This is a genomic window from Musicola paradisiaca NCPPB 2511 (assembly GCF_000400505.1).
GTDB lineage: Bacteria > Pseudomonadota > Gammaproteobacteria > Enterobacterales > Enterobacteriaceae > Musicola > Musicola paradisiaca.
Window position 1 is genome coordinate 4,454,943 of sequence record NZ_CM001857.1, and the last position, 18,542, is coordinate 4,473,484.

At 56.0% G+C, this 18,542-nt stretch carries 10 protein-coding genes and 1 pseudogene; 2 read left to right on the forward strand and 9 right to left on the reverse strand.

What is annotated here, in order from left to right; all coding sequences use genetic code 11:
- Window position 1: 1 nt before the first annotated feature.
- Window positions 2-1,210: an MFS transporter gene (locus DPA2511_RS19990; RefSeq protein WP_015855530.1), complete on the reverse strand. Its 1,209-nt coding sequence runs from the start codon at window positions 1,208-1,210 to the stop codon at window positions 2-4.
- 262 nt (window positions 1,211-1,472) lie between these two features.
- Between DPA2511_RS19990 and yhjD the strand changes: the two genes are divergently transcribed.
- Together yhjD and kdgK are read left to right on the forward strand one after the other, a co-directional pair.
- Complete coding sequence (yhjD, locus tag DPA2511_RS19995; protein ID WP_015855531.1) at window positions 1,473-2,471, forward strand: inner membrane protein YhjD; 999 nt, start codon at window positions 1,473-1,475, stop codon at window positions 2,469-2,471.
- A gap of 184 nt (window positions 2,472-2,655) precedes the next feature.
- A complete protein-coding gene (gene kdgK / locus DPA2511_RS20000) occupies window positions 2,656-3,588 on the forward strand; it encodes a 2-dehydro-3-deoxygluconokinase (protein ID WP_015855532.1) in 933 nt (310 codons plus the stop codon).
- Window positions 3,589-4,819: 1,231 nt separating this feature from the next.
- On the opposite strand, the gene DPA2511_RS20010 is transcribed toward kdgK, so the two are convergent.
- From DPA2511_RS20010 to bcsA, 8 genes and pseudogenes are all read right to left on the reverse strand, one after another.
- Entirely contained in the window at window positions 4,820-6,295 is a 1,476-nt protein-coding gene (locus tag DPA2511_RS20010) for a M16 family metallopeptidase (RefSeq protein WP_015855534.1), read from the reverse strand.
- 271 nt (window positions 6,296-6,566) lie between these two features.
- Window positions 6,567-7,859, reverse strand: a complete 1,293-nt coding sequence (locus DPA2511_RS20015; protein ID WP_015855535.1) for a dicarboxylate/amino acid:cation symporter — start codon at window positions 7,857-7,859, stop codon at window positions 6,567-6,569.
- A 499-nt stretch (window positions 7,860-8,358) separates the two neighbouring features.
- Window positions 8,359-9,357, reverse strand: coding sequence for a glycosyl hydrolase family 8 (locus DPA2511_RS20020; protein WP_015855536.1), 999 nt, complete (start codon window positions 9,355-9,357; stop codon window positions 8,359-8,361).
- A pseudogene (bcsD, locus tag DPA2511_RS22210) lies at window positions 9,354-9,838 on the reverse strand (cellulose biosynthesis protein BcsD). Before bcsD ends, DPA2511_RS20020 begins: the two are co-directional and overlap by 4 nt.
- A gap of 2 nt (window positions 9,839-9,840) precedes the next feature.
- On the reverse strand, window positions 9,841-10,428 hold the full coding sequence (locus DPA2511_RS24325; RefSeq protein ID WP_035049900.1) for a cellulose synthase subunit BcsC-related outer membrane protein: 588 nt from the start codon (window positions 10,426-10,428) through the stop codon (window positions 9,841-9,843).
- The gene (locus DPA2511_RS22220; protein WP_404821608.1) at window positions 10,415-13,837 is read right to left on the reverse strand and encodes a tetratricopeptide repeat protein; all 3,423 of its coding nucleotides are present in this window, start codon (window positions 13,835-13,837) and stop codon (window positions 10,415-10,417) included. The genes DPA2511_RS24325 and DPA2511_RS22220 overlap by 14 nt, the downstream gene beginning before the upstream one ends.
- An 11-nt stretch (window positions 13,838-13,848) precedes the next feature.
- Window positions 13,849-16,398 carry a cellulose biosynthesis cyclic di-GMP-binding regulatory protein BcsB gene (bcsB, locus tag DPA2511_RS20035; protein WP_015855539.1) on the reverse strand — a complete coding sequence of 850 codons (2,550 nt, stop codon included), beginning with the start codon at window positions 16,396-16,398 and terminating at the stop codon, window positions 13,849-13,851.
- On the reverse strand, window positions 16,395-18,503 hold the full coding sequence (bcsA, locus tag DPA2511_RS20040; protein ID WP_015855540.1) for a UDP-forming cellulose synthase catalytic subunit: 2,109 nt from the start codon (window positions 18,501-18,503) through the stop codon (window positions 16,395-16,397). Before bcsA ends, bcsB begins: the two co-directional genes overlap by 4 nt.
- Between the last annotated feature and the right edge of the window lie 39 nt (window positions 18,504-18,542).

Here is an 18,542-nt window from a genome sequence, read left to right on the forward strand (position 1 = left end):
ATTATTTTCCGGCCTCCACGGCCGCTAACCCACGCCGATAAAGTCGGATAATGATGCCGATGCCTACCAATGCCAGCACCGCAGCCGCCAGATAGATATTGTCGACCGCCGTATACGCCATCATCACACCAGCAACCGGCCCCACGACGCCCAACGGCAGATCCAGAAAAATGGTATAGGTGGCCAGCGCGCTCCCGCGGTTCTGCGGCGATACCGCCTGCACCACCACGACGCCAAGCGCAGGGAAAACCAATGAAAAACCGGCTCCAGCCAAAAACGCCCCCGCTTCCGCGACCCAAGGATAATGCGCCGCCCATACCAGCAGCAGGCCGACACCTTCAACGGCAAAACAGACCAGCGCCACCCGCAACCCGCCAAACCGATTGATAGCATTGGGAAACAGCAGGCGTGCGCCCACAAAAGCACAGCTGAACAAACTCAGCGTCAACGCCGCGCCATCCCAGTTTTTACTGGCATAAAACAGTGTGATAAAAGTGGAAATAACGCCGAACCCCGCCGAAGCCAGCGACAGAATCGCGCCATACAACCAGACTTTGCCGAGAACTTCGCGAAAAGGCAGTTTTTTACCCGGCGTCGTCTTCACTGTGGCGCGCGGCAATGCCAGCAACGTCGCCAGCGCCGCCACCACAATGATGACGATCGATAACAGGCGCAACCCGCCAAGATGGCTGATCCATACGCCCAGCGGCGCACCGATAGCCAGTGCGCCGTAGGTTGCCACACCGTTAAGCGAAATCACCCTTCCGATATGCAGCGCCCCAACCGTACCCGCGCCCCACATAATGGAACCGGTACCGACAAAACTTTGCCCGATGCCCAAAATCAAGCGCCCGATGCACAGCAACAGCAGCGCCATCGTCGGCGAAGCGTCATTCCAGGCCGCGCCCACATAAAAGACACCGCTCAGCAACACCCCCAGCAAACCCAGCAGAACGGCGCGTTTTGGCCCTTTTTCATCGGCGAATCGTCCCGCCTGCGGGCGACTGAGCAGGGTGGAAAAATATTGCAGGCTGATCACCAAACCAGCCCAAAATGCGCTAAAGCCCAAATGCTCGTGCACATATCCCGGAAGTACCGCCAGCGGCAACCCGATATTCAGATAGCTGGCGAAGTTAAACATCACGATGGACAGAATACGCAGACTAAGACGTAAACTGCCGGGGGCTGATTCCGACGATGATACTGGCATGGAAAATTGACTCACTTACCCTGGGCCGGCCATGCGGCGGCTGGCGAACGTTCACGGACGAAGATTGCAGTATAAACAAGCTATTGACTGCTTTCAGCGCTCATTGATGCAATAGTGTGCTTTTCACTTCTCCCTCCCGATCAGTCGGCATACCCTTTTCCAGAAATTGCGCTCATCCGCAGATAATCCTGCGCAACCGCCTGCGCGCCGTCAGACGGATGTCAGTTATAATCAACCCGATAACACACGCGGGAGAACGCGAATGCCTGTCACGCCAAAACTGCCGCCGGCCGGCCCGGGAAAAACCGACGGAAAACATCATGCGGCGGTTCGCTGTATACAGCGCATTCATGCCGTACCGGCCATTGCCCATCTTGTGCGTGCGAGCATCCGCTTCAACGATCGTATGGGAAGCCAGTTTAGCGCCGCCATCACCTATTTCTCCTTCCTGTCGTTGATCCCCATCCTGATGGTGACATTCGCCGCCGTGGGCTTTGTGCTGGCCTCCAACCCCGATATGTTGACCCGTTTGCTCGAGCGCATTGTCAGCAGCATTAGCGACCCGAATCTGGCCCGCATGCTGAAAAACACCGTCCACACCGCCGTCAGACAGCGCACCAGCGTCGGGTTGACTGGTTTGCTCATCGCCCTCTATTCCGGAGTGAACTGGATAGGCAACTTACGGGAAGCTATTCGCGCCTTGTCGCGTGATGTCTGGGAACGCAGCCCACACGAAGAACAGAAAATCTATTACCGCTATCTGCGGGATTTTATGTCGCTGATAGGCCTGTTGATCGCACTGGTGCTAACCCTGTTCCTGACGTCCATCGCCGGCAGCGCCCAGGCCGCCATCGTCAACGCGCTGGGATTATCAGGCATCAAATGGCTGCGCCCCGCCATGACGCTGATGACGTTATTGATTTCCATCTTCGCCAACTACCTGTTGTTCCTGTGGATCTTATGGGTGTTGCCGGGGCATAAACCGCAACGCGCCGCTTTGCTGCGCGGAACGCTAATGGCGGCAGTAGGCTTCGAAATACTCAAATTCGCCATGACGATGGTGCTTCCACAGCTTGCTACATCGCCTTCCGGCGCAGCTTTCGGCTCAGTGATTGGGCTGATGACGTTTTTCTACTTTTTTGCCCTGCTCACCCTGTTCTGTGCCGCCTGGATTGCTACGGCAGAAAAGAAAAGCAACAAAAAAAAGGGTGATCCGCCCAACCCCCCGCCACCGGCCGATATTTCACCGCCGCAGGCCTGATTCGGGATTCACCGTTAACCACGCGCAAGCCCGGTTAGACGGCGGATAGCGCCATTTAATCGACCTAAATCATAAAAAAATTAAAACATTGTTTCACGCTATTGACTCCGTGCAATGTTCCGTTGAGACTGGCGCTAATTTCTTCCAGAACCCCAATCTCATCTCTCTTTTCAACGAGCCGTGTATGACTACGAAGAACATTGCCATCATTGGCGAATGCATGATCGAACTGTCACAGAAAGGCGCGGATATCAACCGCGGTTTTGGTGGCGATACGCTTAACACTGCGGTTTATACTGCGCGTCAGGTAAAGGCCGATGCACTCGCAGTGCACTACGTCACCGCCCTTGGCAAAGACGCGTTCAGCAATGAAATGATCGCAGCCTGGCAGAACGAAGGCGTGAAAACTGACCTGATCCAGCGTCTGGATAACAAACTCCCCGGCCTGTACTTCATCGAAACCGACGACACCGGCGAGCGCTCCTTCTATTACTGGCGCAACGATGCCGCCGCCCGCTATTGGCTGGAAACGCCGGAAGCGGAAGCCGTGAGCCAGAAACTGACGCATTTTGATTACATCTACCTGAGCGGCATCAGTCTGGCGATCCTGAACGCCAATAGCCGCGCACGCTTGCTGACCGTGCTACGCGCCTGCCGCGCCAACGGCGGCAAGGTGATTTTTGACAACAACTATCGCCCGCGTCTGTGGCAGAGCCAGGAAGAGACTCGCCAGGCATACAGCGACATTCTCGCCTGCACGGATCTCGCATTCCTGACGCTGGATGACGAAGACATGCTGTGGGGTGCGCTGCCGGTAGACGATGTTCTGGCCCGTACTCACCAGTTCGGCGTCACAGAAGTGGTGGTCAAACGCGGCGCCGACTCCTGCCTGGTTTCCATCACCGGCGAATCCTTGTATGACATCCCAGCCATCACGCTACCGAAAGAAAAAGTGGTGGATACCACTGCGGCGGGCGACTCCTTCGGCGCCGGCTATCTGGCGGTACGCCTGAATGGCGGTAGCGCGGAAGATGCGGCCAAACGCGGCCACCTGACCGCCAGCACCGTGATCCAGTATCGCGGCGCCATTATTCCGCAATCCGCTATGCCGGCCTAGCGCCCGAGACAAATACCGCGCCAGATGGCATTTTTCTCAACACGCCGGTTTCGCAAATGCGAACCGGCGTGTTTTCTTGCTGATATTTTATTGCAAATGACGATGTAAACATTGTGGCGTCCATAATAGCTATGGCGTAACGCATTTTATGGCATCCCGTTATATCTCAAGCATTTCATTTATTAAATGAACACATTGAAAGAGACATTTACTTTTTTCATTGAAGATAATGAACTGCCTGTCATAAAAATAATGAAAAAATAAAACCACATGATATTTAAATACATAAAAATAGTGGATGACATAGTCTGCTGTCCTCAATAATTCGAGTTATATACCCAAAATAATTCGAGTTGCAGGACAACACGCTCGCGTGTTGAACAACGCCACGCGTTGACCCTTTAGGGCAAGGCTCGTAAGAGCCTTGTAACGCGGCAAGAGAGCGAATCCCGATGAGCTTACTCAGGTAAGTGATTCGGGTGAGCAAACGCCGCCAACACACCTGCAACGTGAAGTATGACGGGTATAGAGAAATAAAAGCCCGTTAAATCCCCAGGGAGTGGCATCAATAAGCGCCCCCTGTGAATGGGGTGAACCCGCGTATCTGTCACTGAAATATAAAGGGTATAATATATTGATACTGTATTAATCATAGATAACGAGAGTCATGATATGGATATTCAATCCATTGCCCATTTACCACCGACTATTCGTTTATATAACCAGACCCTTTACGCACAAGAGACGAAGAGAAAGCGACGCTCTCATTAAACAATGCTATTTCTGAAGAGCAATTTGAACAGATAAAAGCAGCGGTTGAACCTGCATTCAATCACGGCATCACAATACATATGTATCCGGAAGAAACAACAAACGAAATCATCTACTGGACGGCTAACGATATGGTTATCCCTTGTGGTGGTACTCATATTGCATCAACACGAGAAATCGATGCCTCGTTTTATATTGGGAAAAAGTCCGGCGGCAGAAATAAAACGCAACGCTATATCAAGCGACATCATTGAACCCAATATCGTTGCATGCCCCGCCCATATCTGTTGTCCGGAAACGGGCGGGCGGTTTTCATCAACAACGAATCATGCTGCGCTGCGGCCTTATGGATAATCGTTCATGCACCACCGGCCAGGGCGCCATAACGAATGAGTCGGCTGACAAAGTTAATTGCGATAAAACCAACAAGGGAGCACAACCGTGCTCCCTCATGATTTTGCTACGGTGCCTTGGCCGCATCCGGCGCAGCCTCTGCCCCCCCTTCCGGCGCCATGATCCGCAGATAAGTTTCCTGCAAACCTTTCATATTGGCTTCCGGCTCGCCCTGGGGTTGTAGCAACATCAGAGTCGCAGTCTGGGAAAGCTGTTGATGAAGTTCCTGATTGAGCGCCTCCAGCGTCACCGACGCCAGATAGACCTGACGCAATTTCTGATACTGCTCGGGAGCAATATCCACAACGCCGTTTTTCTGCGAACGCAGCCGCTGATCTATCAGGATGTCCGTACTGGTGCGAGCATAAGTCGCAAACAGTTTGCTCAATTCGTCCGTCTTACGCGCCATCAGCGCATCGAACTCAGCCTGCGACAACCCCTTGTCGCGCAGCGCCAACAGCTCCTTACTCAGAAAGCTGATACCGTTGTCCAACGTATCGGTACTGACATTATCCAGATGGATGGCACATTGAGCACGGCCATACACCACATTACAGTCAAAACGGATGCCCGCTTCTTTCAACGCTGCATTTTTACTGCCGGTGAGCGCCTGCTGCATATGCCAGAACAGCGCTTCGCGCGCCAGATCGCTGTGCCAGTAACGGGCCAGCGCCTGCGAATCACGAATCGGTTTCCACGGCATATCCCAGACCAGCGACAGGCTATCCTGCCTGAGCGTATTATCCCTCAGGCTAATCGGCTCGGGCCGCATGGCAGCCAACGTCGGCATAGGCGAAGGCGTCCCACGTTTGCCCTCCAACCGGGAAAACGATTTATCGATCTGATCGGCGATAGCGCGGCTGTCGACATTTCCGACCACATACAGCGTCATCGCATCTGGGGTATACCAAGTCTTGTAGAATTTCGCCAACTGCTCAGCGCTCACTGGCGCTTTGACGGCTTGTCCCGGATCGTTCACCAGCAACGGCGAACCTTTCAGCCGGTAACGCCAGCCAGGATCTTGCGGATTCGTCGGCGCAGTCGCTACCGGATCATTGATCTTCATCGCAGTTTCGATGCGCATATCGTTGATTTGCAGTTGCCCGGCGGTCTCCGCCAGCCACTTCAATGCATCCTTCAACAAATCCGGACGGTTATTCGGCAAGCTCAGGTTATAGGAGGTGAAATCATAGGACGTCGTCACCGGAGGCAACGGCCGGGTTTCACTTTCGGATTGCTGCCAGATAGAAGGGAGCTGACCAGCAGAAAAAGTATCCCGAGGCAGTAACGCAAGGCGGGAAATAAAGTGGGCGAAGCCGGTCTGCTGCACTGATTCAGCCAGCGACCCGGTATTTACCATCAAGCGTAATTCAATACGATCGCTGGGACGCTGGGGGGTGGCAAGAAGCTGCCAGCTAAAGCCGTTATCCAACTTTCCCTGCTGCCAGGCTGGATCAGGTTGTAGCGCTTCAGCCTGCACGTTGCTGCCGACAACCGTCAGCAACATTCCACCAACGAAAAGACCTGTTCTGGTGCCCTGCATGTGAACCCCTACTTAATAACTATCCAATATGTGTTTTGTGAATACCGGCGACGTTTCTCCTGTCGTCGCACGTATCGTTCGCCTCACAAAGAAAGAGGGGCGAAGTGTACCACTCCGTTAGACCGCATGCTTTCGCGTATGTCACCCAACAGAGTGAAATAATGGTGAAAAAATTGAAGGCGCGCAAATTTAACACAGATTGGAAAGTATTGACCCACGGCCTGTTAACAGGCCGTGGGTCATCTGGCAGGAAGTCCGGGTTATCACCGCATCAGGAAGGACGAGATGCCACCCCTGGACCGGGTTCAACGTCACGGCCGGATAACACATCGTTCAGCTGTTTGGCATCAAGCTGCTTACACCATTTAGCAACCACCACCGTCGCCACGCCGTTGCCCACCAGATTGGTCAGAGCACGGGCTTCCGACATGAAACGGTCGATACCCAGAATCAGCGCCAGCCCCGCTACCGGCAAATGTCCCACGGCGGAGATCGTCGCCGCCAGTACGATAAAGCCGCTACCGGTAACACCCGCCGCGCCTTTGGAAGACAGCAGCAGCACCACCAGCAGGGTGATCTGGTGCCAGATATCCATATGGCTGTTGGTCGCCTGTGCAATAAATACGGCAGCCATCGTCAGATAGATAGAGGTGCCGTCGAGATTGAAGGAGTAACCGGTCGGGATGACCAGACCCACCACGGATTTTTTACAACCCAGTTTTTCCATTTTCTCCAGCATACGCGGCAAGGCGGACTCTGAAGAAGACGTCCCCAGTACAATCAGCAGCTCCTCACGGATATAGCGAATGAACTTGAAGATGCTAAAACCGGTCGCTCTGGCGATAGATCCCAACACCAGCACCACGAACACAATACAGGTGATGTAGAAACAGATGATCAGCTGTCCCAGTTGCACCAGCGTCCCCACCCCGTATTTACCGATCGTGAACGCCATGGCACCGAACGCCCCCAACGGCGCCAGACGCATAATCATGTTGATGATGCCGAAAATCACGCGGGAGAAGCTGTCGATCACGTCGAAAATCAGCGTTCCTTTATCGCCCAAATGGTGCAGCGCAAACCCAAACATCACCGCAAACAACAGCACCTGCAGAATGTTGCCGCTGGCAAACGCGCCAATCACGCTGGAAGGGATCACATCCATCAGGAAGGGAACAACCCCTTGCTGCTGAGCCTGACTGGCATAGTTAGCCACAGCTTTCGCATCCAGCACGGCGGGATCAACGTTCATACCGACGCCAGGTTGCAGCACATTCACCACGATCAGACCGATAATCAACGCCAGCGTACTGACAATCTCAAAATAAAGTAAGGCCACCGCGCCGGTACGCCCAACGGCCTTCATACTCTCCATCCCGGCAATACCGGTAACAACCGTACAGAAAATGACGGGGGCAATAATCATCTTGATCAGTTTGACGAATCCATCGCCCAAAGGCTGCATTTGCTGCCCTAGCGCCGGGTAGAAATGCCCCAACAACACCCCGATAGTAATAGCGGTAAGAACTTGAAAGTAGAGACTTTTAAATATTGATTTTTTCATAGTGACGTCCTTTGGATGGAAAGACACGAGTGGACAAAGAACGGAGGAAAGATGCCACCTGCGCTTGCGCCGGAAAATAACACCCAGGTAACAGACTGGATACTTTTATAACTTTAGTTTGTAAACATCCGGTTAAAAACAAGAACTGAATCACATCAGCCGGTAAAGGCGTTAAAACATTGCGTTAATTATTCAATAACAACACTCGTCATACTTCTCTGTCGAAAACACCGGCAACCCCTTATGACATATCAAGTTTGGACATAAAACAGCGATATTTTCGTGAACCGGATCACAGGTAAAAACCGGGTTAACAATAAGTAACGCCAGGCCGGTGACGCCAATAACGCACATCGCGATTTTGTTTAAATGTACGCATCGATTAAATGCACGCACAAGGAAGCACGTCGGCGTTCTGACGAATGTCGCCAACCCGACGCAAAGGGGAAACAGGCTATCAATAGGCGACGGGAGCGCGCTCCCATCGCGAAAGGAAAGATTATCGGCCGCTGGCGATATAGGCCAACAGGTGCAGACTGGATGAGTAATAATCCTCCGACGCATTCAGGCTGGCCGGAATATCGCCGGGGCTGCCCATGGTCAGATCGCGGATCGCCAGCAACCCATCCCGCATGCTGTAAGGCGCGGTATTGTTATTGAGTACATCAATCCATGCCGGCGTATTCAGCCGGGAGTAATTACGCCAGTAAAGCTGAAACGGCACCAACGCCAACGTTTTGGCGTCATACCAATACAGATAGAGGGGGATGCGAATGGCATCGTAGCTGAAACGGGGCGGCCAGTTGGTTGCGGGCGCCATGGTGCCATCCGCATTCAGCGCTACCCAGTCCACCGGCAGTTCCACCTTGCCGAAACGCATTTCGCCCAACAACGCCAGCCCATCGTCAATCAGCTGACGCCAGGCCTGAAGATGGCTGTGGCGCGCGAAATCCTGCCAGGCCGGGAACAAAAAATAGGATGGATTGAGAATGACATAGCTGTTCTTGTTAAAACCGTTGGCCCCCGGCAACATCACGGTACGCCCGGCAAATTGCACCACGTTACGGGCCAGGATCGCTTTTTGAATGACATCCGAGGCCAGCAGATAACGGTTCTCCTGCCATTTCTCCCCGGCTTTCAGTAAAGCCCAGGCAATCAATACGTCACCATCCGCAGCATTGTTGCGATCCACCACCGGATTACTGTCCATCGGATTGTAACGCCAGTAAAACAGACCGCTCTTGTTATCCTGCAAATGTGTTTGCGTCCAAGTCCACAGGCCGTCAAACGCACTCCGATCATTAAAATACACCGCCATGAGCATGGCGAACCCTTGCCCTTCCGTGTGACTGATATTCTTGTTGCCGGTATCCAAAATCCGGCCGTCCTGAGTCATAAAACGACTTTTGTAGCTGTCCCACCCGCTTGCCGCCGACGCCGCCATACTGAACCACATCATCAGTAACACCATGCCAACACGCCATACCGGCTTGATCATGACTCGCCTCTTGTCCGATTTTGATAACGAAACAGCAGAACGGCGCCGTCCTCTGTTTCCTGGTAAGCCATTGGAACCTGTTCGCCCCCCCCTGCAAGCGTAACCACCGGGAATACATCCCTTGCAGCACCGCGCCCATCGCCAGACGCCAACGGTTGCCGCTGGACGATTGTCCGGCGGCAGGCAACGCGATATGGAGAATCTCCAGCCGGTTATCATACGGACGAAGATCCACGCACCCCCAGTGGAATTCCGCCAGCACGCTGTTGATGGCTTGCTCCAGCTCGGCGACGGTTTCCACGATGGGCAGAGGGTAACGCTCCGCCAACTGCGCCCCCATTTGGGACAAAAACAGTTGGCTCTCCTGCTCGCCGGCGTTCGCCATCATGCCGTTAACGATGATATCGAACAGATCGGTCCATCCCGCCTGACGCTGCTGCTGGAGATAGTAGTTCATGGCATGCACCTGTAACTCACTCATGCTTATTTACCCCCAAGCCCATAACGGAAATAGAGCAGGGCCGATGTTTCGTTGTAATTGCCGAACGTGTCATAACCCAGTTGCCCGCCGACGGTAACGTCTTTGGTGACGCGATAGTCGGCGCCGAGATGCACGTTGTAACCAATACCGTTTTTGCTATCACCGGCATAATGGGATTCCCTGGCGAAACCGTTGGTCACTGCGTCGTCAAGGAACGTCTGCCATTCCGGATTATTGGGGAAGTAATCGCTCTTATCGCGGGTATAGGACTGATACCCTACGGAAACACCCGCCTTGAGGTTCAGGTTGTCATATCGCTGGCTCCACTCAATCGGGAACGAGACCGACACATAGTTCTGCGGGCTGAAATAACCGCCCTGACCATAGCTGTAGTAACTCAGGTTCTTATCGAAATCCATCCAGCTCAGGCTGATACCGGTTTTCAGCTCGCGATCGCGCTCATGCACCGGGCGAACATAGGCGCCGGCATTGGCCATCAACGCACGGTTACTTTTCACATTCTCGCCCAGATAGCTATAGGCGCCGATACCGCCGTAGAAACCCGCATCGCCATTGTCATAACTCAGCAACGCATTGCCGCCGTTTTTTAGTGACCTGCCCCCAATACCGGCCGGTAAACGCCTCTTTCTGACCGACATAGGAAAGCAGGCTGTCGGTAACGGCCCGACGCTCCCCGGTCAACACCAAAGTCAGGAAGTCCGACAGCTTGGGCGACCACTGCACGCCGCCGACAATCGTGGTCAACTCCTGCCCCAACGGCGTACTGCCCAAATCCAGCTTGTAGTTCTTGCCGATCAGCGCGAAGTTCAGCTCCGTCCCGGTCGCTTTCTGGGAATCCGTCGAACTGGTGGTCGCCGTATTCACGTCAGGTCTAGTGGCGGACGACAGCGAGCCGACTATCGAATTAATGTTGTTACGCCCGCTGGCGGTAAGCGGATTCAGGTCATTGAAACTGACGCTGGAAAGCCCAAGAGTGCTAAGAATGTTTTGATACAACGTCGCATTCGTCGTCTGCAATCCATTGATGGTATCGACGATATTTTGTACCGCAACCGCTCCGGCGCCCGCGCCATAACGCCGGTAAGCGTCCCCGCTGGCGCTGCCCGAACTCATGGTCATCGGCGTCGCGGTAAAGTTGATGCGCGCATCGCCGAAAGTCCCGCTCGACCAGGTCAACGGCGCTTTGATTTCATTCAACCGGCTCAGGCCGGATTCGCCATCGCGGCTACGCATCTGCACCCCGGCCTGCGCCCAGCCGCCGGTATCGCGATCGATATCGTCCATCATGCGGGTGATCTGGTTCAGCGTCTCTTCCTGCTGGGAGGATACGGAGGTGGAGGCCAGTTGAGTATCCCCGGTCGCGACGCCGCTGGAGCGCTGCCACGGCATCACGTTGCCATAGGACGACGTCGTCGGTGTCCGGCTGGCGGCGGTGGCCGCAGCACGGCTGCTTTCCGACGATGATCGATAAATAAAGGGGTTGTCCGCCACCGCCAGGCCGCCAGGCCGCCAATCGTCGCCCGATACCGCCGCATTATCCAGCCCGACCGCCTTCGCTCTGGCGGTACGCAGATAGGACATCGCTTTGTCTTTATCGCCTTCGGCGTCGGCCACCCGCGCTAACAACAACAAGCGTTCCGGCGTCTGTTCACCCTGCAGGCCATTCGCCAACGAACGGGCTCGCTGCGTATCATTCTGCGCCAGCGCCACGTTGATGGCGCCGACGCGCGCATCCTGGGTCGGCGTGTCATTCGCTATCAGATAGCTATAAACCTCTCCCGCCTCTTTCGTCATCTTGCCGGACTGGTAGAGACGCGCCATCGCGAACATCAGATCGGTATTCTTCGGATCGCGCTGCAACGCGCGAGCCAACATATCGTAAGCCGCCGCGTACTGTTGATCCTCACGCAGACGATCCGCCTCGCGGATAACATTGCCATTGCGCAAACCTTCCAGCTGCGTCGGCGTACTGCGCGCTATCAGCTCCGGCTTGTTCAGCCACGCTTGCGCTTCATTCACCAGCCCGGCCTGATTCAGCACGCCGATCTGCGCGGCGTATTCACCCGCGCCGCCCTGCACCCCACGCTGCATGTTGCTGCGCACCACCGAAATCGCCGCGCCGGTTTCACCGGCCGCCGCCAGCGCCTGCGCCAGCTTACCGGCATCCACCGGGTTTTCCGGCGGCGCAACCGTCAACGCCCGCAGCGTATTGGCTGCGGCGGCATTTTCGCCGCGGGACAGATAAACCTGCGCCGTCGCCATCTGCAAATTGAAATTGACCCGCTGCGACAAATCGCGCACCGCCTGGTTCTGATTACGCGGCGGAATGCGCGTCAACAGGGAACTGGACTGCTGCCAGGCCTCGCTCTCGCTGGCGAACAGCGCGGCGGCATACAGATCGTCCGGGGTCGCATTGGGCCGCTGTAGGGGTTGCATCAACGTCGCAGCCGACGCGGTATCTCCCTGTTGCCGATAAATACGCGCCAGATCGAGCCGCACCCAGCCATCGTTCGGAAAACGCTGCATTCCCTGCTGGAGTAAACCGATTGCCCGGGCCGTATTCCCCGCCGCCAGTTCCTGTTTCGCCTGCGCACGCAGCGGATCGCTGACGTCCACCGGCTTCGGCGTCACGCTTTGACGCACGCTTGCCGGCAGCGCCGCCAGATAGGCATTGGCCTCCGCACCGCGGTTTTGCTGGCGCAGCACGTAATACAACCCTTCTTTGGCATTACGGTTTTCCGCATCGCTTTGCAGCACGCTGCGGTACATCTCTTCCGCTTCGGTAAACCGGTTGCTGCGCCGCAATACGTCGGCACGGAACAACTTCGCCGAAATGCCCTTCTCGCCGGACTCTTGCGTCAATGGTTCGCTGATCGTCAATGCCTGCGCGGCATCACCGGACTTCATCGCCTGTTGTGCGCTATTCAACTGTGAATAAAAACGGGCATCGTCAGCCTGCTGCTGGCGTTGCGTGCTGCTCTGCCCACCCTGACGGGCGGCGCGAGCCAGATAATCCGCCGAGGCCTTAAAGTCGCCGCGACGCTGGGAGACATACCCCATCCCCGCCAGCGCATCGGCGTCGTCGGGGTTGGACTTCAACGCCTGGCTGAACGCCTCCTGTGCGGTTTGCAGGTCGCCGTTATTGAGTGCGGTAAACCCTTTGTCCTTCTCGTTACCGCCGATGTTCTTGCGGTAATAATCCATCACCGCTGAATCCTGCGGATGACGCTGTTGATAGACCTGATACAGCGAAGCGTCTTCCGATTTCGGCCCGAGCCACAGCAACGCTTGCCGCATGGCGCGATCCGCGTCGTCATTGCCTGATGCCAACCCGCTGAGGATTTGCAGGCCCTCGCGTCGCGTCGGCTCCTGATAGGTTAGCGCTTTACCCAACGCCAGCGTGGCGTTGGTATCCTGCGGGTGAGACGCCGAAAACTCCCGCAGATGGTCGATCGCTTGCGGCAGCAATGTCCGGTCGCCCGCCATGGTCAGGTAGTATTCCGCCGCCACGCTGGCGGGCGGTTGATTTCCGACAAACAGATTGCGCCAGGTCTGCAACGACGCCGTAATATTGCCGCTGCGCGCCTGCTGGCGCGCCAGCGTTAACTGCGCCTGAGGAATAGTCGCCGCCTGTCTGGCGTTATCCAGTGCCGTCAGTCGGGGATCTTGCGGCGATACTTTGCTTAAACGATCGCGCCACTTCGTCGCCTCCGCGTTATTGCCCGCGTTCTGGGCGTATAGCGCCATCAGGTACAGCGCCTGCGGGTTATTGGCGTCCACCATCAGGATTTTCTGCAATGCATCCCGCGCCAGCTCGTCATGCGAGCGCTGGTGCCAATAGTCGGCCTGGTCGAACAGCGCCTGTACCGCCGGATTGGGGTCGGCCGCCAGCGCAGGCAGAGCCAACGCGCCGGACACCATCACACTGGTCAAATACCCCAACCGTCGTACCCTGGTATTGAATGTTGTGATTTTCATAGGAGATTCGCTTATTTTTCCGACCCCGAATACCGCTGCCGGGTATTCAACCGACGATGAATCTGACGCTTCAATACGCCAGCCAACCCCAACCCTAAAACCAACGCCAGCGCCAATGCGGACAGCGCCAACAGTACCGCATGCTGATTGGCGTACCAGACCAGCATCATGTACCAGGGCATTTCACCGCGTGGGAACTGCGGACCGACCCGAAAACTGTGCACGCCATTCTCATCGGTAATGATGGCCGCGTCGCCGCGGATACCGGCATTCAACGCGCTGACGTTCAAATCGCTGTGCAGACGCAACAATTGCTCGTCATTGCTGGCCGTCGCCATCACCACCACGCGATCCGAGCTCCACGGCGAGCGATAACTGATAAAACCACGCCAGGCTTCATTGGAGGAAAAATAACGATCGGCATCCATCGGTGAACGCTCCCAATCCCCCGTCAGCAAGGTCATTAATTTCGGCCAGGTGCCCAGCGTATTAGCGCCCAGCGTGTGCCCGCTGATACGAAACGGCGAACCGTCCAGCAGCGATTGGGGGAAGCCCGACTGCTGCAACGAGGACACCACCAGCACATCGCTGTTGCGCAGTTTCTCGCGATCCGCATCCGAATTGGGCAAACCGAAGATAACGCGATTATGGTTCAGGGTAACGCCGGTGCTGTCCCCGGCGCGTCCCGCCAGATCCAGCGCCAGACTGATTTCCGCATCGGAGGGTTTCTCCGGCAGCATGATCACTGTCTGGGCGTAGTCCGCCAGCCGGGAGAACGGGAACGCCGCCCCCACGAAATAGGACAGATTCGGCAACAGCGTGAAATGCCGCGTATCGGTCAGATCGATGGATGCGCTGTCCTTAATCTGGCTTTTGATATTGTTGTTGAGCAACACGTTGCAGGGCGCATCTTCGCGGGCACGAATATCGAAATAGAGCTGAAACTGGTTATAACCGTAAATCAGGTACGGCTCGACCTTCAGCAGATAACTTTCCTGACGGCTATCGCCGCCAATCTGGCGCCATAGATGCTGCAAAGCCCCGATCTTATTCACCGTCAGATTGCGCAGAAAAGTGCCGTTCAGGGTCACGTTCAACTGCGAGCGGTCTTCATCAATCCAGCTTTCCGCAGGAAAACGGTAATCAATCTGCACCGGCACCGTTCCCCCGTCCCACAAGAACAGATCCGGCGCCGCGCGGAAGTTAATACGCAACGGATCATGCCAGATGCCGCTGGTGGTCATGCTTTGGTCTTTGCGTAACAGCTCGCTCAGGTGTACCGGACGATCAGTGGTAATCCAGGTCGGCGCGTCGTAAGCCTTGCGAAACGGAATGGTCTGCGGCGCTACCGCCAGCGTGGAATCATCCAGATCCAGCGTCTGGCTAACCAAACGGTACGCTGCCTGACGCAATTGCCCCTCATCGCGTCCCAGCACCAGCATCAGCTTGTAGACCGGGTTATCCGGATTATCGATCAACTTGAGCGTCGGCCCGGCGGCGTCCGGCAGCGTCAGACTGCCGATTTTCTGCCCCGGCATCCCGAAAACGATGCCGTTTTTCTCCGGTAAAGCATCGTGCAACGCCGGGAAGGACACGCCATATCCATCGCGCTGAATCCCCATCCAGGACGCCACCAGCATCGCCGCGCTGACCTGCGCCGGCGAGACATTCGCCGGGAACACCATCGGTACAATGGCCGGCGTCATCTGCATGTTATCGATAAACGGACGGGGGAAATTCGCCAGCCGGGTACCGATGTTCAATTGTTGGCCTTCCAGCTGCAACGATGTCGTCGGCAGGATGGTCACGTTATAGCGGGCGGCGCTGTCGCGTTCGCACAGCAGGCGCTCGGCGTCATTAACGCGAAAACTGAGGTTATTGCTGGATACCACCATCGCCGCCGGGATATCCAGCTGGTAATTGGCGGTTTCGCCGCCGCTGGCGCTATTGAGAGGAATGGTGCCCAGCGGTTGCCCGTTCAGCATCATCTGCATGGAGGTATTCAGCGCCGCCAGCTCGGGAGAAACACGCAGGGAAAGATCCAGCCGGGCGTTAGTGATGACCTGATCAGCCGGAAGCGTAAAGACGATCCCAGCCTGCGCTTGCCCGCCCGCCAGCGTGATCCCGTCCAGTTGCCCCATCTGCGCAACGGTAATCGCACTGGCCAGCGGTTGGTAAGCGCCTGCTCCGCTGCTCTGTAACGCCAGCCAGGGGACAATGACCGTCGGCGTGGTCGTCGCTGGCGTAGCCTCGGCGGCGGGTGCCGAACCTGACGCCGCTGTCGGCGCCGGTACCGGCGTCAACGCCGGCATCGTCGGCAAGGATGAAACAGCCGACGTGTTCGACGGCACAGTCGACAAGGATGAAGCCGCAGGCGCGTTCGTCGGCACGGCGGCAGAGGCGGCCGCCGAACCGTGGGCGCTGTCGCCGCCTGGGCTCAGCATCTCCGGCAACCGTTCCTGCGCATCGCCTTCGCCCGCCGCCAGCGCCCAACCGGTCGCCAGCGTCAATACGCTGCCGACGCACACTGACAATAGGGTGTTGAGAATACGTGGTCTCATACCGGCATATCTCCCTCATTAGCCACCGATGCCTTCTCGGAAGCGGCTTTTTTCCGCCGGAAAGTCAGCAATGCGCCGAAAAAGTCGTAAACGGTACACACAATCGCCCACAACGAGCGCAGCGGGTTATCCTTCGGCCACGGCGTGTTCATCCACGCATCGGCGCGCGACAACACCACGCGCACCAATGCCCGACGATGGCTCAGCGGAATATCGTCAAACCGCAGGCGGATGATTTCGTCATCCGTCGCCACGGATTGCACCGGAATACAAATCTCGCTGGACTGCACCAACAGTTCGATGGCTTCGATCTCGTCATGCTTGTGGCGCAGATCCGGCGCTTTAATCTGCGCGCCGCCCATCGACAGGTTGATGGTTTTGGAACGGGAAGCGATACCACTGGCGTAATGGATAATGACCGGCATATCCACATCGATACGGATGGTTTTGCGTACCTGTTTGGTTTCACGCGCTACGGCGATGGCCGCCAGCAGAATCAGCAAGCAGAACGCCGCCCATCCCATATTCAACGCCACGACATACGGGTCAACATTGAAATACTCGTGGGCGAGCATGCGCGTAATCCCTGCCGCCAGCCCAGCCACCAGCAGGAAAGCGGTGATGATGTGAGGCCGCACAATACGGAAGTCAAAGAATCCTTCATCCAGCAGGCCGCCTTTGTCGGTCACGTTAAACTTGCCGTGTTTCGGCGAAATCAGTGTAACCAACGTGGGAATGACCAGATGGAACGACATCACCGCTTCATAGATTTCGCCCCAGAAGCTGTAGCGATAACGGCCATTCATGCGGGAGTTGACATAAATGGACATCACCAGATGCGGTAAAACATAGGCGAAAATCATTTCTGCCGATGAATGGATGATGTTGAGATTGAAGAGCAGGTACGCCAACGGCGCCGTCAAAAACACCACGCGCGGCAAGCCGAACAGGAAATGGAGCATAGCGTTGAGATAACACAGGCGCTGCTGCCAGGTCAGACCGCGCCCCAGCAACGGGTTATCCATACGGAAAATCTGCGTCATGCCGCGCGCCCAGCGGGTACGCTGGATCACATGCAACACCAGACGCTCGGTCGCCAGACCGGCCGCCAGCGGGATCGACAGGAAGGCGGATTTCCAACCGCGGCGCTGTAATTTCATGGCGGTATGGGCATCTTCCGTCACGGTTTCCACCGCAAAACCGCCGATTTCATCCAGCGCCGCGCGGCGAATCACCGCGCAGGAACCACAGAAGAAGGTGGCGTTCCAGGTATCGTTGCCCTGTTGTACCGGGCCGTAGAACAACGAGCCCTCGTTCGGCATATTGCTCGCCAGACGCAGGTTGCGCTCAAACGGATCCGGCGAATAGAAATAGTGCGGCGTTTGCAGCAACGCCAGTTTGGGATCCGACAGGAACGGGCCGACCGTCGCCTGTAGGAAAATGCGCTTCGCGACGTGGTCACAGTCAAACACGCAAATCAACTCGCCCTGAGTCAGCGTCATCGCATGGTTGAGGTTGCCCGCTTTGGCGTGAGCGTTATTGTTGCGGGTGATATACCCCACCCCCGCCTGCGCGGCGAATACCGCGAACTCGTCGCGTTTGCCGTCGTCCAGCAGATAAACCTTCATTTTGTCGCGCGGGTAGTCGATACATTGGGCAGCCAGCACCGTGTCTCTCACCACGTCCAGACTTTCGTTATAGGTGGGAATATAGACGTCCACCGTCGGCCACAGGCTGGAATCTTCCGGCAACGGCTCGATGGTGCGCTCCAGCGGCCAGGTGGTCTGCAGGAAGCCGAGCATCAATACCACCCAGACATACAGCTCGGCGGCAAACAGCCCAATACCGAGCAACGCTTCGATTTCAGAATTGAAATGCAGGGTTTCGGTGGCGCGCCAATAAATATAGCGGGTGGACATCAGCACCGACAAAATAACCAGCACAACCGAAATTTCACGGCGCTTGCTGAACCCCAACAAAAACATGATCGCCATACTGACCAGACCAAAAATATATTGTTTCTGGCTGTCCATCGGCGTAATGACAATCACGATCGCTGCAGGCAAAAGTACCAACAACAGCACATAAAACAGGATCTTTTTCATAGATTATCCTGACAGAGATTTAATGAAAAAAGTCTGTTA

Coding starts and splice junctions, on each gene's coding strand:
- DPA2511_RS19990 (WP_015855530.1), bottom strand. CDS start 1,210: ATGCCAGTATCATCGTCGGAATCAGCCCCCGGCAGTTTACGTCTTAGT.
- yhjD (WP_015855531.1), top strand. CDS start 1,473: ATGCCTGTCACGCCAAAACTGCCGCCGGCCGGCCCGGGAAAAACCGAC.
- kdgK (WP_015855532.1), top strand. CDS start 2,656: ATGACTACGAAGAACATTGCCATCATTGGCGAATGCATGATCGAACTG.
- DPA2511_RS20010 (WP_015855534.1), bottom strand. CDS start 6,295: ATGCAGGGCACCAGAACAGGTCTTTTCGTTGGTGGAATGTTGCTGACG.
- DPA2511_RS20015 (WP_015855535.1), bottom strand. CDS start 7,859: ATGAAAAAATCAATATTTAAAAGTCTCTACTTTCAAGTTCTTACCGCT.
- DPA2511_RS20020 (WP_015855536.1), bottom strand. CDS start 9,357: ATGATCAAGCCGGTATGGCGTGTTGGCATGGTGTTACTGATGATGTGG.
- DPA2511_RS22220 (WP_404821608.1), bottom strand. CDS start 13,837: ATGAAAATCACAACATTCAATACCAGGGTACGACGGTTGGGGTATTTG.
- bcsB (WP_015855539.1), bottom strand. CDS start 16,398: ATGAGACCACGTATTCTCAACACCCTATTGTCAGTGTGCGTCGGCAGC.
- bcsA (WP_015855540.1), bottom strand. CDS start 18,503: ATGAAAAAGATCCTGTTTTATGTGCTGTTGTTGGTACTTTTGCCTGCA.